Source organism: Chryseobacterium glaciei (genome assembly GCF_001648155.1).
In the GTDB taxonomy this organism is placed as follows: domain Bacteria; phylum Bacteroidota; class Bacteroidia; order Flavobacteriales; family Weeksellaceae; genus Chryseobacterium; species Chryseobacterium glaciei.
In genome coordinates this window covers 3860145-3883981 of record NZ_CP015199.1, presented here as the reverse complement: position 1 = coordinate 3883981, position 23837 = coordinate 3860145, and the positions used below count along the sequence as shown (strand labels likewise).

At 32.7% G+C, this 23837-nt stretch carries 25 protein-coding genes; 6 read left to right on the top strand and 19 right to left on the bottom strand.

Annotation, left to right across the window (positions count from 1 at the left end; all coding sequences use genetic code 11):
* Nucleotide 1 precedes the first annotated feature (1 nt).
* Nucleotides 2-982: a hypothetical protein gene (locus A0O34_RS17435; protein ID WP_066757458.1), complete on the top strand. Its 981-nt coding sequence runs from the start codon at nucleotides 2-4 to the stop codon at nucleotides 980-982.
* Between the two features lie 125 nt (nucleotides 983-1107).
* On the top strand, nucleotides 1108-1692 hold the full coding sequence (locus A0O34_RS17430; RefSeq protein ID WP_228394308.1) for a DapH/DapD/GlmU-related protein: 585 nt from the start codon (nucleotides 1108-1110) through the stop codon (nucleotides 1690-1692).
* A gap of 216 nt (nucleotides 1693-1908) precedes the next feature.
* On the opposite strand, the gene A0O34_RS17425 is transcribed toward A0O34_RS17430, so the two are convergent.
* Nucleotides 1909-2244 carry a DMT family transporter gene (locus A0O34_RS17425; RefSeq protein WP_066757452.1) on the bottom strand — a complete coding sequence of 112 codons (336 nt, stop codon included), beginning with the start codon at nucleotides 2242-2244 and terminating at the stop codon, nucleotides 1909-1911.
* 837 nt (nucleotides 2245-3081) lie between these two features.
* On the opposite strand from A0O34_RS17425, the gene A0O34_RS17420 reads away from it, so the two are divergent.
* The 3 genes from A0O34_RS17420 to A0O34_RS17410 all read left to right on the top strand — a co-directional run bounded on the left by A0O34_RS17420 (nucleotide 3082) and on the right by A0O34_RS17410 (nucleotide 6185).
* Nucleotides 3082-3837, top strand: coding sequence for an AAA family ATPase (locus tag A0O34_RS17420; protein WP_066757451.1), 756 nt, complete (start codon nucleotides 3082-3084; stop codon nucleotides 3835-3837).
* A gap of 123 nt (nucleotides 3838-3960) precedes the next feature.
* A complete protein-coding gene (locus A0O34_RS17415; protein WP_066757449.1) occupies nucleotides 3961-5700 on the top strand; it encodes an AIPR family protein in 1740 nt (579 codons plus the stop codon).
* A 65-nt stretch (nucleotides 5701-5765) separates the two neighbouring features.
* A complete protein-coding gene (locus tag A0O34_RS17410; protein WP_066757448.1) occupies nucleotides 5766-6185 on the top strand; it encodes a DUF1801 domain-containing protein in 420 nt (139 codons plus the stop codon).
* An 83-nt stretch (nucleotides 6186-6268) separates the two neighbouring features.
* On the opposite strand, the gene gcvP is transcribed toward A0O34_RS17410, so the two are convergent.
* Nucleotides 6269-9127 carry an aminomethyl-transferring glycine dehydrogenase gene (gcvP, locus tag A0O34_RS17405; protein WP_066757446.1) on the bottom strand — a complete coding sequence of 953 codons (2859 nt, stop codon included), beginning with the start codon at nucleotides 9125-9127 and terminating at the stop codon, nucleotides 6269-6271.
* 501 nt (nucleotides 9128-9628) lie between these two features.
* On the opposite strand from gcvP, the gene A0O34_RS17400 reads away from it, so the two are divergent.
* On the top strand, nucleotides 9629-10810 hold the full coding sequence (locus tag A0O34_RS17400; RefSeq protein WP_066757445.1) for a DcaP family trimeric outer membrane transporter: 1182 nt from the start codon (nucleotides 9629-9631) through the stop codon (nucleotides 10808-10810).
* Nucleotides 10811-11068: 258 nt separating this feature from the next.
* Here A0O34_RS17400 and A0O34_RS17395 read toward each other — a convergent pair whose 3' ends face one another.
* From A0O34_RS17395 to A0O34_RS17315, 17 genes are all read right to left on the bottom strand, one after another.
* Entirely contained in the window at nucleotides 11069-11716 is a 648-nt protein-coding gene (locus A0O34_RS17395) for a DnaJ domain-containing protein (RefSeq protein ID WP_066757443.1), read from the bottom strand.
* A 588-nt stretch (nucleotides 11717-12304) separates the two neighbouring features.
* Nucleotides 12305-12577 (bottom strand): hypothetical protein, encoded by a 273-nt coding sequence (locus A0O34_RS17390; protein WP_066757442.1) that lies wholly within the window; start codon nucleotides 12575-12577, stop codon nucleotides 12305-12307.
* 88 nt (nucleotides 12578-12665) lie between these two features.
* Complete coding sequence (locus A0O34_RS17385; RefSeq protein WP_066757441.1) at nucleotides 12666-13013, bottom strand: hypothetical protein; 348 nt, start codon at nucleotides 13011-13013, stop codon at nucleotides 12666-12668.
* Nucleotides 13014-13026: 13 nt separating this feature from the next.
* Nucleotides 13027-13581 carry an RNA polymerase sigma factor gene (locus A0O34_RS17380; protein WP_228394307.1) on the bottom strand — a complete coding sequence of 185 codons (555 nt, stop codon included), beginning with the start codon at nucleotides 13579-13581 and terminating at the stop codon, nucleotides 13027-13029.
* A gap of 298 nt (nucleotides 13582-13879) precedes the next feature.
* Nucleotides 13880-15883 carry an alpha/beta hydrolase family protein gene (locus A0O34_RS17375; RefSeq protein ID WP_066757438.1) on the bottom strand — a complete coding sequence of 668 codons (2004 nt, stop codon included), beginning with the start codon at nucleotides 15881-15883 and terminating at the stop codon, nucleotides 13880-13882.
* Between the two features lie 176 nt (nucleotides 15884-16059).
* Nucleotides 16060-16518 (bottom strand): DoxX family protein, encoded by a 459-nt coding sequence (locus A0O34_RS17370; RefSeq protein WP_066757434.1) that lies wholly within the window; start codon nucleotides 16516-16518, stop codon nucleotides 16060-16062.
* A 136-nt stretch (nucleotides 16519-16654) separates the two neighbouring features.
* On the bottom strand, nucleotides 16655-17104 hold the full coding sequence (locus A0O34_RS17365) for an SRPBCC family protein (RefSeq protein WP_066759807.1): 450 nt from the start codon (nucleotides 17102-17104) through the stop codon (nucleotides 16655-16657).
* A 131-nt stretch (nucleotides 17105-17235) separates the two neighbouring features.
* Entirely contained in the window at nucleotides 17236-17664 is a 429-nt protein-coding gene (locus A0O34_RS17360) for an SRPBCC family protein (protein WP_066757431.1), read from the bottom strand.
* Between the two features lie 64 nt (nucleotides 17665-17728).
* Nucleotides 17729-18583, bottom strand: a complete 855-nt coding sequence (locus A0O34_RS17355; RefSeq protein WP_066757428.1) for a VOC family protein — start codon at nucleotides 18581-18583, stop codon at nucleotides 17729-17731.
* Between the two features lie 46 nt (nucleotides 18584-18629).
* Nucleotides 18630-19496, bottom strand: a complete 867-nt coding sequence (locus A0O34_RS17350; protein WP_066757425.1) for a VOC family protein — start codon at nucleotides 19494-19496, stop codon at nucleotides 18630-18632.
* A gap of 126 nt (nucleotides 19497-19622) precedes the next feature.
* Nucleotides 19623-19859 carry a helix-hairpin-helix domain-containing protein gene (locus tag A0O34_RS17345; RefSeq protein WP_228394306.1) on the bottom strand — a complete coding sequence of 79 codons (237 nt, stop codon included), beginning with the start codon at nucleotides 19857-19859 and terminating at the stop codon, nucleotides 19623-19625.
* Between the two features lie 35 nt (nucleotides 19860-19894).
* On the bottom strand, nucleotides 19895-20308 hold the full coding sequence (locus A0O34_RS17340; RefSeq protein WP_066757422.1) for an SRPBCC family protein: 414 nt from the start codon (nucleotides 20306-20308) through the stop codon (nucleotides 19895-19897).
* A gap of 78 nt (nucleotides 20309-20386) precedes the next feature.
* A complete protein-coding gene (locus A0O34_RS17335; protein ID WP_066757420.1) occupies nucleotides 20387-20818 on the bottom strand; it encodes a VOC family protein in 432 nt (143 codons plus the stop codon).
* Nucleotides 20819-21069: 251 nt separating this feature from the next.
* On the bottom strand, nucleotides 21070-21846 hold the full coding sequence (locus A0O34_RS17330) for an alpha/beta fold hydrolase (RefSeq protein ID WP_066757418.1): 777 nt from the start codon (nucleotides 21844-21846) through the stop codon (nucleotides 21070-21072).
* A 2-nt stretch (nucleotides 21847-21848) separates the two neighbouring features.
* The gene (locus A0O34_RS17325; RefSeq protein ID WP_066759800.1) at nucleotides 21849-22373 is read right to left on the bottom strand and encodes a DinB family protein; all 525 of its coding nucleotides are present in this window, start codon (nucleotides 22371-22373) and stop codon (nucleotides 21849-21851) included.
* Nucleotides 22374-22503: 130 nt separating this feature from the next.
* Nucleotides 22504-22911, bottom strand: a complete 408-nt coding sequence (locus A0O34_RS17320; RefSeq protein ID WP_066757416.1) for a VOC family protein — start codon at nucleotides 22909-22911, stop codon at nucleotides 22504-22506.
* Nucleotides 22912-22987: 76 nt separating this feature from the next.
* A complete protein-coding gene (locus A0O34_RS17315; RefSeq protein ID WP_066757414.1) occupies nucleotides 22988-23578 on the bottom strand; it encodes a Crp/Fnr family transcriptional regulator in 591 nt (196 codons plus the stop codon).
* Between the last annotated feature and the right edge of the window lie 259 nt (nucleotides 23579-23837).

Sequence of the window (23837 nt, the reverse complement as noted above, 5' to 3'; positions counted from 1 at the left end):
AATGAACAACTTTAGAAAAGCATTGGTTCCACTCGCCTTTTTTCCTTTTAAAAATATTGTTTCTGCACAAAAAAGAGATAGCATTCCACAAAAAGTGGTTGCTTTTGTTACGGATAAATTTCCGCAAGCACGTGATCTGAATATTGAATACACTCAAGTTACACCTTATAATTATTCTTCAGCATTTCAGGGAGCCGACTTGCCTGACAACAAGGTTAAAAATTTTAGTCAAATAAATGCGAATGCCAATATTTATTTCATTAAGAACAGAAAATGGATGTTAAGCACGGCTTTAAATTATCGTTATACTTCTGTTGAAACTGAGAATCCAAGCTCATTATTCTCCAATGAAAACAGTAATAAAGCAGATTTTCATTATCATTCGGAAGCTTTAAATTTTACTTATTTTTCAAAGTTATTCAATAAAATTGCCATTTACTCCGCGACAGCTTCGGTAGATGGAAGCGATCAGCATTTTGAAAGAATCCGAGGAATGGTGACCGGAAATATCGTCTTAAAAGCCAATGCCAAAACAAAAATGACTGTAGGTTTAGCTGTTATGATCGATCCGAGCACGCAGGTTCCTGTAATCCCAATTTTCACTTATGAACATAAATTCGACAATGGCTGGGTTGCCGATATTATTTTACCTCAAAAACTTCTGCTAAGAAAAGATGTCTTTTCAAACGGACGTATTTCTTTAGGTTCGGAAATCAGTAATACGTCATTTTATCTTTATCAAGCCAATAAAACGTATGAATTCAGACAATTGGCGATTAATTCCGGAGTAATTTATGAACATAATTTAGGTTCAAACTTTATCGGAACCTTTAAAACAGGCATACGGGCAGTACCAAATGCCAGAATATTTGATAAAGAAGAATCTTTCAAAGATTATATTTTTGAAGCCAAACCAAAACCTTCCTTTTATTTCAATGTCGGAGTTTCTTATAATCCTTTTGGAAAGCCTAGAAAGAAATAATTTTAATTTTTTTAAAGTTATCAAAGATTTTTTGAGATAATAAAAATTAAACACTTAGTACTTCATTTTTCAAAGGATTATTTAAATTTGTTTTTAGTATTCAATTTTAAATAACACCTATACAAATGATCAGCATTACCAATTTTATTGAAAATTTCTCAGATTTTAATTCCGACGAAAGCCTTCAACCATGGGAAATTATTGACAATCTGGAAACAATTTTAGTTGAAAAATTTACTCATTTGGATGATGATTTTATAATCTCAGGAGAAACTGCCATTCATAAAACCGCTGTCATTGAGCAGAATGTAATTTTTAAAGGAAAAATCATTATTGGCAGGAATTCTTTCGTTGGCGCTAATGCTTATTTAAGAGGTCCGATTTATATTGCAGAAAATGTGAAAATCGGGCCCGGAAGCGAGATCAAACAAAGTATTATTTTTAACGATACAGCCGTTGCTCATTTTAATTATATTGGTAACAGCATCATCGGAAACCGTATCAATTTTGAAGCGGGATCTATCTGCGCCAATCATTATAATGAAAGAAAAGATAAAACGATTTCTGTGATCTTTAATTCTGAAATTATTAAAACCAATACTCAAAAATTCGGAGCGTTGGTTGGGGATGATTCGAGGATTGGAGCTAATGCTGTTCTATCGCCGGGAACTATTTTACCAAAAGAAAGTATTGTAAAAGACTGGAATTGATTGAACAGGTGAAAGATGGGAACATCTAAGACATCACTTTCTATAACTCTAGGCTAAACTTAATCTTCTTAACTCCTTAAATTATTCTTAATGGTTCAATTTTCATGTATTTGGAAAAAGAATTTCCTTTTTTAACCATTAAGAATAATTTAAGGAGTTAAGCATAGTTAAGATTAATTATTTAAATCATTAAGAAAACTATATTGATGAATAAATTTAATGTGTGCCCATTTTCGAGAAAATATTAATAATTATCACTCCAATCACAATCAGTGCAATTCCGATGATGGCAGGGAGATCAGGAACCTGTTTAAAAGCTACAATACCAATGATCGTAATAAATATGATCCCAACGCCCGACCAGATTGCATACGTGATCCCAACCGGTATTTGACGAAGCGTCAGGCTTAAAAAATAAAACGCCGCCGAATACCCTATTACCGTAACTATCGAAGGAAGCAATTTTGAAAATTCCTCAGATTTTTTCAGAAAAGTTGTTGCAATAATTTCAAAAACAATTGCCAAAATAAGATATATATAACTGCGTCCCATAATTTTTTAAACTTGATATACAAAAGTAGCAAAAATTGACAGTTCTTTTTTCGGTAGAATTGTCACTGTCATTTTATGCACAGAAACTGACAAAAATTCACCTACAAAATTCACACTTTTTAGAATAAATAATAAATCTACTTAACATGAAAATTCTTTTTGTGTAAAAAATTAACGTCTTTGAAGTTTAATTAGGACAATATTATGCACACCATTTCTTTTGTTTTGTATTATCAACTCTTAAATACAAGATGCAAAACAATTATCAGATTAATAAAATTTTACGAATAAGACAATAAATATAGGCAAAAATCTTTTATAATATATTAAATTAATGTAAACAAATATGTAACAAAAATTAAGAATAACACACCATAACTCACTGATAAACATCAGTATTATTTGTTTTGGCATACAGTTTGAAAGTAGTAATATTGCAATTGAAAAATAAGCAATAAAACTCTAATTAATTATAAATAAAACAAAAAATGGTAACTTACATCGGAATCGCAACATGTTTAATAGTATTCGCTTCTTATTTCGTAACAGCAAGAAGAGAAGAGAAAAACTAATTAAAGCTTTCTAAAGAGATATAGCCTCTAGAAAACTTTTATACATTGGTTATTTATGTTTTTGATCTGAGCATTTCAGATTGCGCGCTCTTTTACTCAACCCGAGTAAAAGAGCAGACAAAACATAAAGCGAAAACCTATTTCAACGCAACAAAATTTTTAATTATATTTTTTTAGTCAAGCCGAGCGTAATGTTCGGCTTTTCTTTTTCCCACAACTGAAAGTTTTATCTTTGCAGAGAATTTATAAAAAATCATCTGCTATCATGAATCTGTACGACCTTATTATTCAGGACAAAGAAGAAATAACGCTTAATGACGTATTCCTTGATCAATCTAATAAGGAACAGTTTGCCCAGCTCATCAAGGAACATACCTACATCAAAGAACTTCAGGAATATGGACTTCCTGTTAATAATAAAGTTCTGCTTCAGGGAAGTTCAGGTTGTGGAAAAACAATGACTGCAAAAGCCATTGCCAATGCGCTGGGGAAAAATATCATGATCTTAAACCTCAGCAATATTGTTTCGTCCCGAATTGGAGAAACTTCTCAGAATATTAAAATGATATTCGACAAAGCGGGTCGCGAAAGATCTGTTCTTTTTCTTGATGAATTGGATCAGATTGGAAAAGCCAGAGGCAGCGACGATAAAGATGTGGGCGAAATGAGAAGGCTTGTGAATACTTTGATTCAGTTGATTGATTATTATCCTGAAAATGCGCTTTTACTTTGCGCCACCAACCATCCCGAAATCATTGATACTGCTATTTTACGACGTTTTCAATTGAAAATTAATTATGAAATGCCTTCTAAGGAATTTTTGGACAGTTTTTATGATAATCTATTGTCGAAGTTTCCTGAGGATTTGAGGAAGATTGATAGGAAATATGAGGTTTCTTTTGCGGAGGCGAAGGATTATGCTTTTACGGTGGCGAAAGGGAGGTTGATTGAGAGGTTGGAAGAAGAAAAATCTAAATTAAACAACGTAGTAAATAATCCCTTTAATAAAAAAAATTATTAGGATTAAATCAAAAATTGTTTTTGAATAGAAATTCATTATTTTTATCAAAATATAGTTTTGAATTTAGAAATTATTCAAAATTAAGCATCCTAATAATCTTAACTTGCATAAATATAAAAAACAATGGATTTAATTACAACAGGATTTCTAAACGATTTTGTTGACAGAAAAGGATATTCAAAACTTACCGAAAGTCAAAAATTTGAATATTTTTGTAATTTTTGTGTAATAAATAAAGAATACGACTCTATATCATTTGATGACAAATTAATAAGTACTGGAAATTCTACACAAGGCATAGATGGTATAGGAATTATTATTAATAATAAATTATGTCAAAATGTTAGCGAAGTTAAACAGATAATGGAAATGAATAGAATGTTAACCGTAACATTTATATTTATTCAATCAAAAACCTCCAATTCATTCAGTAACAATCATTTAGAAAACTTTTGCAGATGGACTAAAAATTTTTTCAGCGAAGAAGCTAATTTATTCACTACTGACGAAATGAAAAATGCAATTGAAATGCGTGAATTCATTTACCATTCATCGAATTTGAAATACATGAAAGACAGAAGTCCAATCTGTAAATTATACTTTTGCACTAATGGTAAATGGCAAGCTGATCCCAATTTAATTAGTGTTATAAATAATAATAAAAAAGAGATTGAAAACTTAGATTTATTTAATTCTGTAGAAATTTACCCTATAGATTCAAAGGCTTTACAAAATTTATATAGAAGAACTAAAGAGCCTGTTGAAGCTACAATAAAATTTGAAAGAAAGGTTAATATACCAACAATTAGTGAAATTACAGTAGCATATTCAGGATTATTACCATTTTCTGAATTTAAAAAAATAATTATTGATGAATCTGGAAAAATGAAATCCGTTTTTGATGATAATATTAGAGATTATCTAGAACAAGACAGTAATCCCGTAAATAAAGATATCTCAAATACTCTTCAAAAGGGTAATCTAGAACAATTTTGTATTTTAAACAATGGTGTAACAATTGTTGCTGAAGAGATCACGGGACCCGGGGAAACAATAACTCTATCGAACTATCAAATTGTAAATGGATGTCAAACAAGTAATGTTCTTTATGAAAATAGAAATATTGATGGAATTGAAGCAATGCATATCCCAGTTAAAATTATTGTAACTAGTGATCAAAATATTAAAAGCCAAATTACAAGAGCTACAAATAATCAAACGGCAGTAAATGCCGTGGAGCTCGAAGCGTTATCCGATTTTCAAAGAAACTTAGAAGATTATTACAATGCTCTGGCAAAAAATAATTTAAAATTATATTATGAGCGCAGAACAAATCAGTATAAAAATTCTGATGACATTCCATTATACAAAGTTGTCAATAGAGAGAGTCAAATAAAATCTCTTTCTGCAATGTTTTTAAATAATCCTCATAATGTAGCTGGTAATTATGGTAAATTAGTAGAAAAACTAGGTGTAGATATTTTCAATTCAGATCATGACTATTTTCCTTATTATATAAGTTCATTAACATACTTTTTCTTAGATAAATTACTTGAGGAAAATAAATTATTTCCAAAATCCAAAAGATTTAGATATCAAATATTAATGGTTTTTAGGTTCTTAATTACAAAAACAATATCACCTAATTTAAAGGATAAGGGGCGTATGCAAAAGCAATGTCAACAAATTTTAGATGTTTTAAAAGATGATTCGACAACCTTACATATATTTAAAGAGTCAGCAAACTTTATAGAAAGTGAAGAATTGAATATTGATTTTAATGATAGGAAAGCTGTAGAACGTAAAGATACAACATCATTAATTTTAGATAAATTAACAGAGTTATATCTAATTGAAAAATAATTATAATAACCTTTTTATTACTATTATTTAATCATTAGAAAAAAATACATAGTCTTAAAATTGTCATGAACACAGAAGAAAAAATCAACCAATACATCGCCAGCCAATTCGAACCAAAACGCAGTGAAATGCAGATATTGGATAATCTCATCAAGCAAACAATAACTGAATGCAAATTATGGTTCCTAGACGGTAAAGATAATGAAGGCAAAGTTGTTTCCAATCCTAATATAGGATACGGACTTCACACGATAAAATATAAAGATGGAACAACAAAAGAGTTTTATAAAATTGGTTTCAACGCAAATACAACGGGAATTTCTGTTTATATTTTTGGCATTGAGGATAAGAAATTTTTAGCTGAAACCTATGGAAAAAAGCTAGGAAAAGCAAGTGTAACTGGATATTGTATTAAGTTTAAAACGTTGAAAGACATTAATATTGAAGTATTGGAAGAGATTATCCGATATGTAAATGAATTGTAATTTTCTCTAAATCTAAACACTGAAAAAAACAAAATTCCTCTCAAAATTGAGAGGAATTTATATTTATATCTAGAAAAACTTAATTACATATAAGCTTCAATCGGCTCACAAGTACAAACTAAGTTTCTATCTCCGTAGGCTTCATCAACTCTTGAAACAGAAGCAAAGAATTTGTGATCTCTCACCCACTCTAGCGGATATGCTGCCTTTTCTCTGCTGTATGGTTTATCCCAAGAATCAGAGATAACCAATTGTTCAGTGTGAGGAGCGTTTTTCAATACGTTGTTAGCTTGATCAGCTTCACCGTTAGCTATCTCATCGATCTCATGTTTGATAGCGATTAAAGCCTCTGCAAAACGGTCGATTTCAGACTTGCTTTCAGATTCTGTAGGCTCAATCATTAATGTTCCTGCAACCGGGAAAGAAACTGTTGGAGCATGGAAACCATAATCCATCAATCTTTTCGCAACATCAGCCACTTCAATTCCTAACGTTTTGAACTGTCTGAAATCTACGATACACTCGTGCGCTACTCTACCTTCAGTATTTGAATATAAAATAGGGAAATGTTCAGCTAAAATTTCTTTTAAATAATTAGCATTTAAGATTGCATGTTCAGTCGCTTTTTTCAATCCTGAAGTTCCTAACATCTTAATGTAAGCGTAAGAAATATTTAAGATCAAACCAGAACCGTAAGGCGCTGCAGAAATCCCTTCAATAGCATCTTTAGCTCCGATTCTGATGTTTGCGTTGGTAGGCAAGAATGGAACCAAGTGTTTAGCAACACAGATCGGACCAACTCCAGGACCTCCACCTCCGTGAGGAATAGCGAAAGTTTTGTGAAGATTTAAGTGACAAACGTCTGCTCCGATGTTTCCAGGACTTGTGAATCCAACCTGAGCGTTCATGTTGGCACCATCCATATATACTTGTCCGCCATGTTGGTGAATCAAGCTTGTAATTTCTTTAATGTTTGCGTCAAAGAATCCGTAAGTTGACGGATAAGTGATCATTACACAAGAAAGATTTTCAGAATGCTGTTCTGTTTTAGCTTTTAAGTCTTCGAAATCAATTTCTCCGCTTTCAAGATTTTTAACAACAACAATCTTCATTCCTGCCATTGCTGCAGAAGCCGGGTTTGTTCCGTGTGCAGACTGAGGAATCAATACAACATTTCTGTGACCTTCACCTCTTGAAATGTGATATTCTCTGATTACCATTAATCCAGCATATTCACCCTGAGCTCCAGAGTTTGGCTGAAGAGAAGTTCCTGCGAAACCAGTGATTTCAGCTAAATCTTTCTCCAATTCTCTGATCATTTCCTGATAACCTCCAGCTTGGTCTACCGGTACAAATGGGTGAACAGCTCCCCAGTTATCCCAAGAAAGTGGTAACATTTGAGTAGCAGCGTTCAATTTCATTGTACATGAACCAAGAGAAATCATTGAATGTGTTAATGATAAATCTTTTCTTTCTAAACGTTTGATGTAACGCATCAATTCCGTTTCAGTATGGTATTTGTTGAATACGCTTTCTGTAAGAATTTCGTCTTTTCTTAAATTCTCCTCAGGAATGCTGTATCCTTCTTTTATTTCTAATTTGAAAGTCTGCTTATCTTTAAATTGAGCGAAAGAAGCCATTAGAACATTTAATTTGTCCAATGTAGTACTTTCGTTGATCGCAACACTTACAACGCCTTCTGTGAAATAGTTTAAGTTAAGTCTGTGATCAAGCATCATTCTCATTAACCTTCCTTTCTCATCTTCATTCAACAAGATTTTTACAGTATCGAAAATTGGCTCTTCAACTGCTTCATATCCTAAAGCTTTAAGACCGTTTTTCAAAGCATTTGCTTTAAAGTGAATCTGATCAGCGATATAATTTAATCCTTTTGGACCGTGATAAACAGCGTACATTCCAGCCATTACAGCTAAAAGAACCTGAGCAGTACAGATGTTTGAAGTTGCTCTTTCTCTTTTAATATGTTGCTCTCTTGTTTGTAAAGCCATTCTCAATGCACGTTTTCCGTACATATCCTGAGAAACCCCGATAATTCTTCCCGGAATATCTCTTTTATAATCTTCCTTACAAGAGAAAAATGCTGCGTGAGGCCCTCCGTACCCTAATGGAATACCAAATCTCTGTGAAGTACCAACCGCACAGTCAGCTCCCATAGAAGCAGGTGATTTTAGTTTAACCAAAGCCATCGGATCACAAGCAACAACAACCTGTAAGTCTAATTTTTTGTATTCAACGATGTTTTCTGTGTAATCTAGAACAACACCATTTTTACCTGGATATTGTAATAAAACTCCGTAATAAGATTCGTCAAACTGGTGCGTTCTGTGGTCACCTTCAACGATCTCGATTGCCAATCCTTTAGCTTTAGTTTTTAAAACTGAAACTGTTTGAGGTAAAACAAGGTCGGAAACGAAGAATTTGTTGGCACCTCCTTTCTTCTGATCTTTTGTTCTGTTATTAAAGAACATGTGCATTGCTTCTGCAGCCGCCGTAGATTCATCTAATAATGAAGCATTTGCTAATGCAAAACCTGTAAGATCGCATACAACAGTCTGATAGTTCAGCAAAGCCTCCAATCTACCCTGAGCGATCTCCGCCTGATAAGGTGTGTAAGCTGTGTACCAGCTCGGATTTTCAAAAATATTCCTTTGAATAGCCGATGGCAACAATGTATTGTGATATCCAAAACCAATATAGCTTGTATAATCAGTATTCTTCGATGCCAATTCCTTAGAATGGATAAGCATTTCATACTCTGAAAGCGGTTCTGAGATTTCAAGATCTTTTTCTAAACGGATAGAAGAAGGGATGGTTTGAGAAATTAACTCTTCGATACTTGAAACGCCAACTCTTTCCAACATCGCCTCTTTATCGGCTTCATTTAAGGAAATGTGACGGCTCACAAACTGTTCTGTATTCATTTTTTATATTAGATTTTGTTTGTAAAAAGATGGGTAAAATTACAATTTTTTACAGGATTGCACAACACTCTAAAATTATTGAAATAGCAAAGATTGATCTCTATCATTTTTAAAACTAATGACTTTCGGATATTTTTTTGATTAAAATTCAATTTAGTTTTCATCTATCATTCTTATGGATTTTATTTTAAATTATTAATAATTCAATATTAATTTTTAAAAACAATTATTAATATCTAAAAAATATTTACTTAATATTTGAGTAATTGGCAGATATTTTAAACAATACCCTTTAAAAATTAATTTCGTAGTTTCGTTTTTTATCATTTAAAATATTACTAATCAAATAAATACAAAATAAAAAAGCAATAGTTAATTCAATTGAAATTATTTTAAACAAACCAAAAAGATGTGAAAAATTTATTCTAAAAAATAGTAACCAATTAAAATTAAATAAAGATGAAAACATAAGTAAATAAGACAGCTTTTAAACACAAACAAATGAAAAAAACAACAAAAAGGCTTACGGCCTCATTGAGTATTATCTTAATATTCAACATCAAAACTCATGCGCAAATCACACTTACAAAAAGTAAAGCCGAAGATCAAAACGAATGGGAATTATACCTCAAAGGCTTTGTTCAGACAGATTACACTGTAGATTTTCAGGATATGAAATCGATAGAAGGTTTTGCAGCGCAGTCTATCACAGTTCCTCAACGTAACATTGCAAGCAGTAATTTCAGTGTAAAACAATCACAAATCGGATTGGGAATTAAACAAAGAAATCCTAAAGGTGATGATAATTTTTCTGCTTATGTAGAAATTGACCTTTATGGTCCCAACGGAACAACCGCTCCAAGATTCCGACAAGGCTACATCAAATGGAAAAAATGGATTGCCGGACAAACATGGAGCAACTTTTCCGACCCTGACATTTTCCCTAATATTTTTGATTTTATCGGCCCTGACGGATTATTATTCAATCGAAGAATGCAGGTTCGTTATTCTACCAAAATTTCGCCAAAAGAAAACCTATCCTTCTCATTGGAAGATCCGAATACTCCAAGTATATCACTACCAATCGATTCTTTAAACTGGAAAAAGAGAGCAGTTATTCCCACTTTTACGGCAATGTACCGCTATGGAGACGAGAAAGATTATGTAAAAATGGGAGCACTTATTTCTCCTATAAGTTATGATATAAAATACTCCTTAGATGACGCGTATCAAACCAAAACCATGATTGGCTGGGGTGCCATTATATCGGCAAGACGCTATATTAATGACCTGAACAGTTTCAGATTTCAAACTTCTTATGGAAGCGGATACGCAACCAATAACAGTGATTTGAATGGTGAAAAATATGATGCGGTGCCTAATCCTGCAAACAGGAATTTATTGGAAACTCTCCCACTTTTTAATGTTGTCGGGATGTACGAACATTGGTGGAATCCGGAATGGTCTTCGGTAGCTTATGTAAGTTATTCAAAAGTTGGTAATAAAGATTTTGTTCCAAAAGATCTAGCGAAGAACTTTCAGAATATTGGACTTAATCTGGTTTTTCAACCTCTAAAAAAACTGAGAATGGGTGTTGAAGGAAATTATGGAAGGGTAAGGAATTTTCAGGACCAAAAAGCCGAAGCATGGCGAATTCAGTCATCGATAGCGCTGAGTTTCTAGATTAAATCTGGCATTTTAAACGGGATAAACTGTTATTAATCAGTACTTATATAATTTATGAAAATTTATTATCTATATTTATTCTAAATTAATATATTTGCAACATGAATATGATTATCCCGTTTAAAGTTCCGGCTTTAACTCCAGCATTTGCTTTCAATAATGAAGATATGTTTTGCGAAAAGAAATCTTGTTGCAAAAAATTCAAGAAAGGAAAAAGATGTAAAAAGTGCCCTGGAAGGAAGAAAATAGCTTAGTTTAGCTAAAGCTTTTTATTAAAAAATAGATGGCAACTGCCAACACTATTATCGCTCCGATTATCCTTATAATCTTGGGCTGACCATGTGGATTCATGAGCGTTCTTGGCTGCGACTTGAATAAGTCTTCCGTTTTATCTCTGAATTTTTCAGCATCATTTTCAAAAACTTCTGTGATCGTGATGGCCTGAACTACAGTTTTATGTAAAAGCGAATTTGTTACATGAAGCAAAAGCTGAAATTTACCATCTTTGAATTCAGTTATTTTAAAAATCCTTTCTCCATAAGGTTTTTCTAATCCAAAAGGTAGAATTTTCACGACATCAGCATTACTTGTCTGCCAGTTAATAATAATCTCCTCTCCTTTTTTCGCATGAATTTTATTCGCTGTAAAAGTCTTAATTGCTGGCGGAATATTATATCTGAAACTTTTCTGATGACTTTCTAAATTCTGGTCATACGCAGATCTCCTACTTTTATCGCTCAACGTTTCATAAGCTTCCTGAATTTCACGAAAACGATCCGAAAAGAAATCGTCGTTATCATTTTTATCCGGATGATATTTTATGGAGAGTTTTCTATACACTTTTTTGATGTCTTCTTCTGAAGCATCCTGTGAAATACCGAGAAAATAGTAGTAATCTTTCATGTATAGCTATGCAAAAATAAGGAATTTTATTTTCTTTTTGTCTTCAATTTTGTAGGATTTTTGTCATTGAAAAGTAACAGCAATATCTTTTTTTAACGCGAAGGTCGCAAAGATTTTTTTTGAAATGATTGTGGATATTTTTCGTTCGCAAAGGCGTTTCACTCAGCGAAGGTTGGAAGTTTAGATTGGTGGCTTCGAGAACCTCAACCACAAAGTGAGAGGGTAAAGTTACGATGCAATAATATAGTTGACGGTTGAGAGATTGAGAAAAGCTCTGGAAAACTGGTGGCTGAGGCTCTCGAAGCCACCAGTTTTCTTGACGAATATTTGTATTTTTGACTACCTCCCTAGCCCCGATTGCAGAGAAAATCCTTTTTTGAAAAAAAAGATTGTAACGAAAAGCGGGAAATAGCTTCAAAAAACATAAGTAATAAATAATAGGTAATGAGTAATAAAATGCAGGTTTATAATTTATATTAAGATTGTTTCGGCGCTTCGCTTCATATGATTATATGAAAATATTTCGGCGCGGGAAGCAGAGCTTCCCGCGCCGAAATTAAACAATTTCAATTTAGTTACTTTCTATTATTATGCTTCCGCAATGTCTTCTTTTCTTTCAAATCTTCTGTGGTGGCATCTTGAAGCGAATTCTTTTTTGAATTTCCCTTTCAGTTCCTGATATTGTTCTTCGTCCATTTCTCTGATCTTGTCTGCAAGACCGAATGGAGATCTTTCCTTTATTCCGTATTCGTTAAAAATACCTTTTACAAATCTTTTTCTGTCTGCCATTTTTTTAGCGACTAACGCTACACCTACAACGGCTAATGCTCCCAGAGCTCCTTTTAATACTGAATTTTTCATTTTTTCAAAATTTTAAATTTTACTACTTCTTGTTTTTTATATAGACGAATAAGTTTCAATTTTACTTTACTACTTCTAAAATTTTTTACTATTCGTTTGTTCTGTTATTTCGGTTAAAGAATCCGCCTGAGCATCTGTCTTTCCAAACTTCTTTGAATTTTTCTCTTTCTTCAGGAGATAAACTCATCATTCTTTCTCGCATCATTTTTTTCTCTTTAAAATCTCTCATTCCTTTTCCAAAATGGAAACCTCCGAAAAGGATTTTACTTAAGATCAAAATTCCCATTGCCTGCCAATAAGTAATCGATTTCACTCCTAAAATATCAGGAAGCAGACAATTCCAAAGAGACATGACAATCCATGTAACTCCCAGTAAGATTAATGGCGGACATAAGAATAAAAAAATCCAGCCTTTTTTGTGTTTATTATGATTCATAACTTTCTTTTTACTAACTATTTAAATCTTCGTATAATTTTCTCAATCTGTTTCTCAGATGCTTCACAGCATAGTTTTTTCGACTGATAATTGTTTTAATGTTTTCGCCCTGTTCATCAGCTATTTCCTGGAGGGTTTTGTCGTTTAGTTCATTTTCAACATAAACCAATCTTTGTTTTTCGGGAAGTTCATCCAACGCTTCAAAAAGCTTTTTCCAAATTTCATCCTGAAACATTTTAACTTCCGGTCCCGCACTTTCATCCAGCAAAAGAATGTCTTTTATCGAAAAACTTCCGTCTTCATCCTCGTAGACAAAATCTTCCAGATTTTCGGTTTTCTTTTTACGGTATTTGTCCGTTATTTTATTGGCTGTTACTCTATAAAGCCATCCACCAACATTTACAATTTCAGAAAGATTCGTAATGCTACTGAACTGATACCAAACTTCTTGCAGAATATCTTCCGCATCTTCCGTGTTTTTCACTTTGGGACGAATGTAAGACATCAGCTTTCCTCCGTACTTTGAAACGGTTTGTGAGATGATACTTTCTTTCTCTTTTTGCGGCATTGTTATTTTTTCGACAATCTCCATATTGCTATGACGATCGATCTTTTTGTTTTACTTTAATAAATTTAAAATATTTTTTCTGAAATTTGGGGTTTCTTTTGTTGATCGGGATTTTAATTATTTTTATTTTGTAATAATTACGTTTTAGATAAACACGAATAACACAAATCTTTACACTAATGTCACAAATAATTTACATCATGTCATTTGTGAAAATAATTAGTGGTATTTGTGTTTAAAACAAAAAACGGAAAGTAAAATTACCCTCCGTTTAATTCATTATAAAAATTTGAATGTTTTATTTATTAAAGTTTTCAGCAAAGAAACCTAACATCGATTTATACAATTCTATTCTGTTCTTTTCTTTTCCGAATCCGTGACCTTCATCGTACTTTACCATGTAGGGAACTTCAAAACCTTTGTTTCTCAATGCTTTTACAATCTGATCAGACTCATTAATATTCACTCTTGGATCATTCGCTCCCTGAACTACAAATAATGGTTTTTTAATCTTATCAATCTGGAAAACAGGCGAAACTTCTTTAGCTATTTTCGCTTCTTCAGGATTATCCAAATCATACCAAATCTGTTTTACCATTTCTTTGTAAGGTTTCCAATATTCCGGGAAAGAATCGAAGAATGTGAAAATATTTGAAACGCCAACGTAATCAACTCCACAAGAATATAAATCTGGAGTTTTAATTAATCCCATCAAAGTAGCGTAACCACCATGGCTTCCTCCGTAAATGGCAACCTTATCTTTATCAACCCAACCTTGTTCGATCGCATATTTTACTCCATCTTCTACGTCATCCATTGCTTTTCTACCAATTTGCTTGTATCCGGAATTCTGAAATTCTTTTCCATAACCTCCTGAAATTCTGAAATTAACCTGCAAAGTCGCATAACCTCGACTTGCAAACAATTGCGTCTCAGGATTGAACCCCCAGCTATCTCTTATTCCTTGCGGACCACCGTGAGGATTTACAATTAAAGGAACTTTTTTGCCATCCACCGCAGCTTTTGGCAGTGTAATATATCCGTGAATCGTCAGCCCATCTCTGCTTTTGAATTCGATTGGTCTCATTTCCGCCATATCCTCTTCTTTTAATTGAGGCATCAGATCTAAAAGGAGTTTTACATTGTTTGTCTTAGTATTGTATTCGTAATATTTACCGTATAATTTATCGCTGTCAACAACAACTAAAAGCTTAGAATCATTATCATCGGACGAAACTACATAAAATTGTTTGTCTCCAAATTCTGATTTTAATTTAGCATCAACTTCTTTATAAAAATTACTTACAGGAATCGTTTCATTTTTAATTCCGTTATAACTGATATAATCTAATTCGTAATTTCTGTTTTTTCCTGCAACGCTAACTGAGCTTACATCAAATGTAGGATTAGAATAAACTTCTTTAATTACTGCATTTTTCTTTAAATCATACAGAACAATTCTCGATTTATCACTATCCAGATTCGTCACAACATACGCCTCATCTTTGTTCTTTGAATTGTCATTAAACCTCATAACATTGAAAGTATCTTTCCAATCTGTTGATTTAATAAGATTAAATTTGCCTGTTTGCAGATCTTTATAATAGGTTTTTGTTGTCAAACCGTTTTCGAGAACAGTATAACCTCTTAAATTTCCTTCTTTATCAAAAAGATAATCGTCAATTGGGTTTTTAGGATCTTTATTCTCAAATAATTGAGTCATTTCTCCTGTAACGAAATTGATTTTAAATGGTTCAAAAATCTGCTTATTGTTTTTATTCATCGTAACAACAGCGAAATCAGTATCTTTTATAATGTTTACAGAACCAATTTTAACACCCTCAAAAGGCGTAAGGTCTTTCAGGTTTTTACCGTCTACATCGGCAGCGTATAAATGAAGATTTTCATTTCCGCCTTTATCCTGAGTATAAAACAGACGTTTTTTGTTTAGCCAGCCATAACTTTTAATCAAATCATCTTTTTCTTCAAGAGCTTTGGTAACTTTTCCTGTTTTTAAATCTTTTACATAAACATGATTTTTCATGTCTCTATCTTTTTCCTTATAAGAAAGGTATTGTCCGTCCGGCGAAAGTTTAAATTGAGAAGCTTTTGGTCTCGCAAAATAATCTTCAACTTTATATTTAAAATTCCCTTTGTCATAAGAGATAAGCTTATCTAAAGTAGCCTTGGAAGAGACTAATGTAGGATCGCCCGGCAGCTTTGCCGATGTACTTTGTGCATTGATCATAATCGCAGATATTACAATGTGAACGGTGGTTAAAATTTTAGAATTCAGATTCATAACTCATATTTTGATTTGGTGTTGGAATTATTAATTCACTTCAATTAAAAAATTGATGCTTCTTTATAAGACATTTAAATAGGGTCAAATGTTACAAACAATTCTCTATTTTGTGAAAATAAATAAAAAAACGGAAAGTAAAATACAATCCGTCCATTTATAATGATTTTTAAATTTTAATGTAAATAAATCCCGAAATACCAAGTCCAAGCGATTAAAATAATTTGCATCGGAAGTCTTTCTTTATAAAGATAACTCATTCCGGGACCTGAATAATCTCCTTTGAAAAGGTTCACTTTTTTCTGTGATGAGTTAATATTCGCCAAGAAAACTAAAACCAAGAAAATTATTAATAAAATTGCAGTTATTTCTCGAATTGAAGGAATCATTAATCCAATTCCGGCCGCGATTTCAATAATTCCGGTGAAATATACCAAAAACATTTTTGCAGGAACAAAATCTGGGATCATCATCGCCATTCCTTTTTGAAATTTAAAATGAGCAAATCCCGTGAAAATAATGAAAACCGCCATTCCCAGATTTCCTGAAAATAAGAAATTCCAATCTCCCTGATAGAGTTTTGTTCCTATCAAAGCTAGAATGAACGTCGCGAAAAGGATTGTTAATAGTTTCATGTTTTTTTGTTTTATTTCCCACAGATTACACAGATTTGCACAGATGATTATGCATATTTTTTTTAATTATATAAATGTAACGCAAACATCTGTGCAAATCTGTGTAATCTGTGAGAGAAAACTATTTAATTCATAATTAATTATCTTCAGCAAGATTTTTCACAATTTCCAAACCTTTTATAAAACCGATATTCATATGTTCTTCCCAGTTTTTCTCGATCTGAACTTCTGTGTGAAGTTTTGTTTTTCTGTCAAAATCAATGAGAATATATTTTTCAAAACAGCCACTCCATTGCTTGACTTCCATGCTTTCGGTATCTTCTACTCCGTCTTTGTCAACCATTCCTAAATGTTTGAAAACAATTTGATTAGGTTCCTCTAAACTGTCGATTGTAGAAACCATTCCTTCATTATTCATGTCCAAAAAATAGGTCTTTCCTCCTACTTTCCAATCGGATTTCATTTGAGATTGGGAACTAGGATTGAAAAACTGCGTCCATTGACCATAAGTTTCCGGATTCCAAAGAACGTCCCAAACTTTTTGTTTCGGGGCATTGATTATTGTTTCGTATGATAATGTTTCCATATTTTTAATTTTTGTGGTTTGATTTTGACTAAACACTAGTAACACAAATTTTTAAGCACGAATAACACAAATCATAGCATTCAATTATTTGTGCTATTTGTGAAAATCATTAGTGAAATTTGTGTTTAAAACTAAAGTTGATTCTCCGAAAGATTTTTCACAATCCCCAAAGCTTTTGGAAATTTATCTTCAAAAAATCCTTTAAACTCTGCAGGTGTCTGAATTTCACTTTTCAATTTTGTACCATCTTCATTTTCCTCTAAGATATAAGCTTCTGTTGCTTCTCCCCAATCCTTTGGGACTTCAATTCCATCGTAAATTTCTCCAAGATGTAAGAATTTCATTTCTTGATGAGGAATATTTTTTTCAACCTGACTGTACATTCCGTTATTATTCGGATCAAAAAATTTCACAATACTTCCCTCTTCTAAAGTTCCCTGATAAAATGAGCCTTCGGTAAAAGCGGTCGTCCATTGTCTGTAGGTGATTTCGCCCCAAAGTACGTCCCATACTTTTTCGGGTGATGCATTTATTTCAATTTCAAATGATAATTTTTCCATTTTTCTTCTTTTAAAAATGTAAATGATTTATTTAAATATAATCAAACAACAAGCCGAAATAAGTTTAAGAATTATAAGCTTCTTCTATATCCTTTAAAATTATTTTCTTCATGTTCATCATCGCCTGCATGGCTTTCTGAGCTTTTTCTTTATCTGGATCATTGATTAGTTGAATCAGTCTTTTCGGAGTAATCTGCCAACTAAAACCGTATTTATCTTTCAACCATCCGCACACGCTTTCTTCACCTCCATCTGCTGTAAGATGATTCCAAAAATAATCTGTTTCTTCCTGATCATCGGTCATCACAACCAAAGAATATCCTTCATTGAAATCAAACTTGTTGTCATATGAAGAATCCATGCAGGCTAAAGTATAGTCATTAATGACAAAATGAGCATGCTGAACATTTTCAGAATTTTCATTTGCTGCATCTCCATCCTTATATTTTAAAACATCTTCAATCTTAGAGTTTGGAAAAATTGTGGTATAAAATTCCATGCCCTCCAATGCTTTTCCGTTATTTTTATTAACGAACATCAGCGTTGGAGTTATTTTTTGCTCAACAGCTTTTTCACGTAACATGATTTGCCAGGAAACCCCATATTGATCGCTAATCCATCCATATTTTTTGCTCCATAGATAAGAATTTAAAGGCATCATAACCGTTCCTCCATCCAATAACTGATCCCAATACTTCTGAACCTCATCTTCAGAGTCACAATTAACCAGAAAAGAAACTGATGCGTTTTTTTCAACTTTAGGGCCGTTTAGAAGCATTAATTTTTGTCCGAAAACATCAAGATCAATAACAAATTCTGTTTCTAAAACAATTTTTGCATCAAATACTTTACAGTAAAAATCGGCGGCTTTTTTAGCATCTTTCTCGTAGAGAAAACATGGGGAAATATTATTATTCATGATTTTAAATTTTATGTTTCACGTTAAATAATAAATCAAAATATCTTTAAGAATTATAAGCTTCTTCCAAATCTTTAATAATAATTTTCTGCATTCTCATCATAACCTGAACTACTTTCTGAGCTTTAGCCTGATCTGGATCACTCATCAATTGGATCAACTTTTTCGGAACAATTTGCCAGCTAAAACCATACTTATCTTTAAGCCAACCGCACATACTTTCTCTACCTCCATCAGACGTCAACGTATTCCAGTATTTATCTGTTTGTTCCTGATCATCGGTCATTACAACCATTGAAATTCCTTCATTGAAATCGAATTGATGATCGTAAGAATTATCCATACAGAAGAAACTATAACCATCAATTTCAAAATGAGCATGCTGAATATTTTTCGCTGGCTCAGGACTCGGGTGACCTTCGCTTCCATCTCCATATCTTAGAATATTTCCAATTTTAGAATTTGGGAAAGTGTTAGTATATAATTCTATTGCTTCTATTGCTTTTCCATTATTTTCATGGATAAACATTAAAGTCGGAATAATTTTCTGTTCAGTTTGTTTTTCACCTAAAAATATCTGCCAGGTAACATCATATTTATCTTTAAGCCAACCATATTTTTTACTCCATGAATAGGAATCTAAAGCCATCAAAGCCATTCCACCATCCATTAACTGATCCCAATACTTCTGAACCTCATCTTCCGTTTCACAGATCACCATAAACGAAACCGAAGCATTTTTCTTAAACTGAGGTCCTCCATTCAAAAGCATTATTTTTTGACCAAAAATATCAATATTCATCACAACAGGAGTGTCTGCTGTAATTTTTCCTCCAAATATATTGCAGTAAAATTCTGCTGATTCTTTTGCGTCTCCGTCATACCAAAGGCATGGGAAAATATCGTTGTTCATATAGTTTTAAATTTTAGGGTTGATTTTAAGGAAACACGAATAGCATAAATCATTTACACAAATTTTCACAATTCAATATGTTGAATTATTTGTAATAAAAATTAGTATTATTGATGTTTAGGATATTCAATTTTTAAAAGAAACATGATTTTCTTTCATATAAGTCTTCAGTTTTCCCATCGCATTTTTTCCGAAACCATGTAGTTGCATAATTTCTTTTTCAGAATAATCTGATAGTTTTTCTAAAGAATTTATTTTCTCTTTTTCCAAAGCTCTTCTTGCGGGCATTGCAATAATACCTCGTAAAAAATCTCCTTCCACAACATGATTAACCATACAAATAGAGCTTAAACATTTCGCCATTATTATCAAGTTTATCATGATGCTCAAAAAGTTATTTAATTGTTTTCAACGTATTTATGAAAATTGTTCAGGATAGCATACCAGCCATCTCTTTGCATTTCCACAGAGTTTTGTATCTCAGGCTCGAAGTTTATCTTAACTTTCGTTGTATTTTCATCAATTTTATCAAAAACGATGTCTACATTTCGTCCATCTTCCAAATGGTATTTTATTCTCTCGTTTGGAATTACTTCATCATAAATTCCTTCAAAATCAAATCCAAAACTTCCGTCTTTTGCTTCCATTCTGCTTTTGAATTTTCCACCAACTCTTAAATCATTTTCAGCACTTGGACATTGCCAAGATTCGTGAGCAAAATTCCATTTTGTGATATGTTTCGGACCGTTATAATAATCCCAAACCTTCTGAACAGGTTCTAAAATCGCAATATCAATCTTAATAGGTTCCATAAATTGTATTTTTTAATGATGTATTGAAAGGGCGGCTAAAGTTTAGCAGCCCTTTTGTAATTTAGTTTAAATATAAGATTATTTTGTGTATTCTGCGTTATAGTTCACCATCCAATGAACACCAAATTTATCCTGAAAGCTGCCAAAATAGTCTCCCCAAAACTGATCTTCAATTGGCATTTCTACATTTCCACCTTCTGAAAGTCCCTTGAAAAGTCTGTCAGCTTCATCTTTAGATTCAGGGAAAATTGAAACATAATTATTGTTTCCAACATTCAGTTTTTGTCCAAAACTTGGAACAATGTCCGATGCCATCAACAAATCTCCTCCAACCGGAAGTGCGATGTGCATTACTCTGTTTTTTTCTTCGTCTGATAAATTTTCAGTTCCGGGAGCATTTCCCATTTTGTGAATTTCACCTACAAATTCTCCACCGAAAACAGATTTGTAAAAAGTGAAAGCTTCTTCTGCTTTTCCATCAAAATTTAAGTACGGATTTAATTTAGCCATGATATTTTATTTTTTAAAGTTGTTTTTTGTTTTTATTTAAACACAAATCATCACTAATATTTTTCACTAATAACACTAATGAATATTTGTGAATATTTGTGAAAAGAATTTGTGTTGTTAGTGTTTTATTTTAACGCAAAGAGCGCAAAGTTTTTTTAATGATTGAGAATATTTTTCGTTCGCAAGGGCGTTTCACTCAGCGAAGATTGAATGTTTTAGTATGTGAAAGAATCTTAGATGTGATAGAGAAATTAATTTTTCAAAAACTTATCAATTTCATTAACTGTAAAATTAATCAGCTTTTCATCAACATTTCCTCCAAAATCAGCCATCATATAAGAACCATGGGTTGCGGGAAGAATCATTAGTTGTGAACCTTTCACCAAACGCCACATTTCAACGATATGTTCTGGTTTCATTACATCTTTATCGCCGGAAATAAATAAAGTCGGAGATTTTATACCTTTCAAAATATCTTCGCTCCAGTCTTCGAAAGTCTGCATTCTTTTGCTGTCTTTGGCAAACATATTTTCGAGCGCTGAAAAGTCCGGATTTAAGTTTAGAAAATTAATTTTCAAAGGTTCGGGCATCGATTCTAAAGTTGCATCCATCATTCCTTCAAAAAAACCGTCCATCATTCCACTTTTCTTGTAAAATGCAGAAGCAACGATCAATTTATCAACAAGTTCAGGATAAAGATGAGCGATTTGCATGACGGTATTTCCTCCATTGCTGAAACCCCAAAATGAGGCTTTTTCTATATTTAATTCTTTCAAAAGAGCGGCAACATCATGAGCATCCTGTTCGAAAGTTTCGGGAATATCGCGATGTTCGGACATTCCGTGGTTTTGAAGATCAATTCCAATTAATTGAAACTTGTTTGCTAATCTTGTGATGATTTCTTTATAATCAAATAAAATCGAACCACCTCCACCATGAATCAGCACCAAAGGTTTTCCGGAACCGTAGATTTCGTAATACATCTTGATTCCATTGACTTGCTTGTGACCTTTTTCAACAGGATTCATTGTTAATATTTTAAATCTTTATCAAAATCATATTTCATTCCTTCATAACCAAGGATTCTTCGCATTAATCCGATTTGTCCGGAAAGATAATCTTCACGACCGATGCACATTCCAACGAAATTCAGAACGGTTTCAGGGAAAAAATCGATGTTCATTCCCATCGGAAATGCTTTGTCTAATTCTTCATCTGTCGCTTCCAATAATTTTTGATAAACAAGTGGAGAAATTTTATGAAAAGCGTCTTTCAATTGTTGTAAAGATGGATAATTTCGGTTTTCATCCAACGCTTTTCCCTGAAAGAAAAGGTCTTTGAATTCAAATTCTTCTTGAAGTCCAAGTACAGATCCCAAAGCGTAACGCATATCTAGAAAGTTCCCAACCATCCAGATGATGTGGTTGGTTCTGCCTTCGATTCTTTTTAGGGCATCTTCCTCTGAAATTCCGTCAAGAACCATCAGAAAACTTTGGCTGTGGCCTCGAAATGCGGGGATGATGATGTCTAATTTTTTTGATTTTGGTGTGTCCATTGTGTTTGATTTTTTTTCTCCCACGGATTTCACAGATTTGCACGGATGATTGTGTTTATTTGTAAAAATATTTGTGGCTTGAGTTTAGTTTTCCTCTCTCGGATCTGCGAGAAATATTTGAATTATAAAATTACTCCGACGGCATTTGAGAAAGATCTGCAAACGTTACATTCCAGCCGTGTCCATTGATATCCCAAAAAGAATTTTGATACATCCATCCGTAATCTTGTGGCTCTTCATGTTGATAAGCTCCGTTTTCGACAGCAGCGTTTACTACCTGATCAACTTCTTCACGGCTATTTAAACCGATAGCCACCAAAACCTGAGTAGTGTCACCTTTTGGAACAGGTCTCTCGGAAAAAGTCTGGAAATACTCTTCCGTCAAAAACATCACATAAATATTGTCACTCATCACAACACAAACAGCTTTTTCATCTGAAAATTGTTCATTGATGGCAAATCCAATTTTTGTCCAGAATTCTTTCGTTTTTTGAATATCCTTAACCGGAAGATTGACGTAAATTTGATTGATTTTCATTTTGTAATTTTTAGTATTAAACTTTTAACCAAAATTATCAAATCATTGCGAATATCAACTTGCCATAAGACAAGATTTAAATTTTCTTTGGATGTGAAACGATTTCCTTGCGAATTCTACTTAAAGAAGTATCTGTAACTCCCAGATAGGACGCGATTTGCTTCAAAGGTGCAAATTGTACAACCTGAGGTTTCTGCTCTAGAAGATTAAGGTAGCGTTTTGTTGCAGAAAGTGTAAACATTTCTACAGAACGTTGTTTGTAAATGAAAAGCTGCTGTGACATCCAGGCTCTTCCCCATTCTCTGAGGTTGGGAATTTTATGGAATAATTCCTGAAAAGTATTAAAATCGAATTTCCAACATTCACAATCTGTGATGCAGACAATATTTTCCTGTGTCGGAATTCTTTGAAAGAGTGAAGAAACTTCAATAATGATCTCATTCTCTGCAAAAAAATGCGTCGTTACATCATTTCCATTAAAATCATTGACAAACGAACGAGCCAAACCTTTCTCCAAAATATAATATTCGTTGGCGGTTTTTCCTTCTTCAAGAATAATATCTCCTTTCTGGAAAACTACTTTTTCATGAGCCAGAAATATTTCTTCAAGCTCCTCGGATAAGAAAAATGGGAAATCATAGCAGATTTCTAAGGCTTTGTTTGTCATCAAGTCAATGTTTTTTAGGTTTTAAAAATAGAATTTTTATTGGAATTGATGAAGAAACTTTTAAATAATAATTTATCTGTTCTTTTACCTTGAAGCAAAAGAACCAAAAGTTCAAGACTGGAAACTTCGACTAAAAATTAAAATTTAATCCTAAAATCCCCAAAACTCGCGCGAATTTAGTATTTGTTCTTCGATTCCGAATTTATCTCGCGCTCAAACAGTGGGAATTTTTTAACGGTTTAAATTATAATTTTCTTAA

Excerpts from the sequence above, each read along its gene's own strand:
- A0O34_RS17395 (WP_066757443.1), bottom strand. The coding sequence starts at position 11,716 with ATGAAAGATTACTACTATTTTCTCGGTATTTCACAGGATGCTTCAGAA.
- A0O34_RS17340 (WP_066757422.1), bottom strand. The coding sequence starts at position 20,308 with ATGGAACCTATTAAGATTGATATTGCGATTTTAGAACCTGTTCAGAAG.
- A0O34_RS17435 (WP_066757458.1), top strand. The coding sequence starts at position 2 with ATGAACAACTTTAGAAAAGCATTGGTTCCACTCGCCTTTTTTCCTTTT.
- A0O34_RS17390 (WP_066757442.1), bottom strand. The coding sequence starts at position 12,577 with ATGAAAAATTCAGTATTAAAAGGAGCTCTGGGAGCATTAGCCGTTGTA.
- A0O34_RS17370 (WP_066757434.1), bottom strand. The coding sequence starts at position 16,518 with ATGAAACTATTAACAATCCTTTTCGCGACGTTCATTCTAGCTTTGATA.
- A0O34_RS17365 (WP_066759807.1), bottom strand. The coding sequence starts at position 17,104 with ATGGAAACATTATCATACGAAACAATAATCAATGCCCCGAAACAAAAA.
- A0O34_RS17330 (WP_066757418.1), bottom strand. The coding sequence starts at position 21,846 with ATGAATCCTGTTGAAAAAGGTCACAAGCAAGTCAATGGAATCAAGATG.
- A0O34_RS17380 (WP_228394307.1), bottom strand. The coding sequence starts at position 13,581 with ATGCCGCAAAAAGAGAAAGAAAGTATCATCTCACAAACCGTTTCAAAG.
- A0O34_RS17345 (WP_228394306.1), bottom strand. The coding sequence starts at position 19,859 with ATGGCGAAATGTTTAAGCTCTATTTGTATGGTTAATCATGTTGTGGAA.
- A0O34_RS17425 (WP_066757452.1), bottom strand. The coding sequence starts at position 2,244 with ATGGGACGCAGTTATATATATCTTATTTTGGCAATTGTTTTTGAAATT.
- A0O34_RS17335 (WP_066757420.1), bottom strand. The coding sequence starts at position 20,818 with ATGGCTAAATTAAATCCGTACTTAAATTTTGATGGAAAAGCAGAAGAA.
- A0O34_RS17415 (WP_066757449.1), top strand. The coding sequence starts at position 3,961 with ATGGATTTAATTACAACAGGATTTCTAAACGATTTTGTTGACAGAAAA.
- A0O34_RS17355 (WP_066757428.1), bottom strand. The coding sequence starts at position 18,583 with ATGAATAATAATATTTCCCCATGTTTTCTCTACGAGAAAGATGCTAAA.
- A0O34_RS17360 (WP_066757431.1), bottom strand. The coding sequence starts at position 17,664 with ATGGAAAAATTATCATTTGAAATTGAAATAAATGCATCACCCGAAAAA.
- A0O34_RS17385 (WP_066757441.1), bottom strand. The coding sequence starts at position 13,013 with ATGAATCATAATAAACACAAAAAAGGCTGGATTTTTTTATTCTTATGT.
- A0O34_RS17420 (WP_066757451.1), top strand. The coding sequence starts at position 3,082 with ATGAATCTGTACGACCTTATTATTCAGGACAAAGAAGAAATAACGCTT.
- A0O34_RS17430 (WP_228394308.1), top strand. The coding sequence starts at position 1,108 with ATGATCAGCATTACCAATTTTATTGAAAATTTCTCAGATTTTAATTCC.
- gcvP (WP_066757446.1), bottom strand. The coding sequence starts at position 9,127 with ATGAATACAGAACAGTTTGTGAGCCGTCACATTTCCTTAAATGAAGCC.
- A0O34_RS17400 (WP_066757445.1), top strand. The coding sequence starts at position 9,629 with ATGAAAAAAACAACAAAAAGGCTTACGGCCTCATTGAGTATTATCTTA.
- A0O34_RS17375 (WP_066757438.1), bottom strand. The coding sequence starts at position 15,883 with ATGAATCTGAATTCTAAAATTTTAACCACCGTTCACATTGTAATATCT.
- A0O34_RS17315 (WP_066757414.1), bottom strand. The coding sequence starts at position 23,578 with ATGACAAACAAAGCCTTAGAAATCTGCTATGATTTCCCATTTTTCTTA.
- A0O34_RS17325 (WP_066759800.1), bottom strand. The coding sequence starts at position 22,373 with ATGGACACACCAAAATCAAAAAAATTAGACATCATCATCCCCGCATTT.
- A0O34_RS17410 (WP_066757448.1), top strand. The coding sequence starts at position 5,766 with ATGAACACAGAAGAAAAAATCAACCAATACATCGCCAGCCAATTCGAA.
- A0O34_RS17320 (WP_066757416.1), bottom strand. The coding sequence starts at position 22,911 with ATGAAAATCAATCAAATTTACGTCAATCTTCCGGTTAAGGATATTCAA.
- A0O34_RS17350 (WP_066757425.1), bottom strand. The coding sequence starts at position 19,496 with ATGAACAACGATATTTTCCCATGCCTTTGGTATGACGGAGACGCAAAA.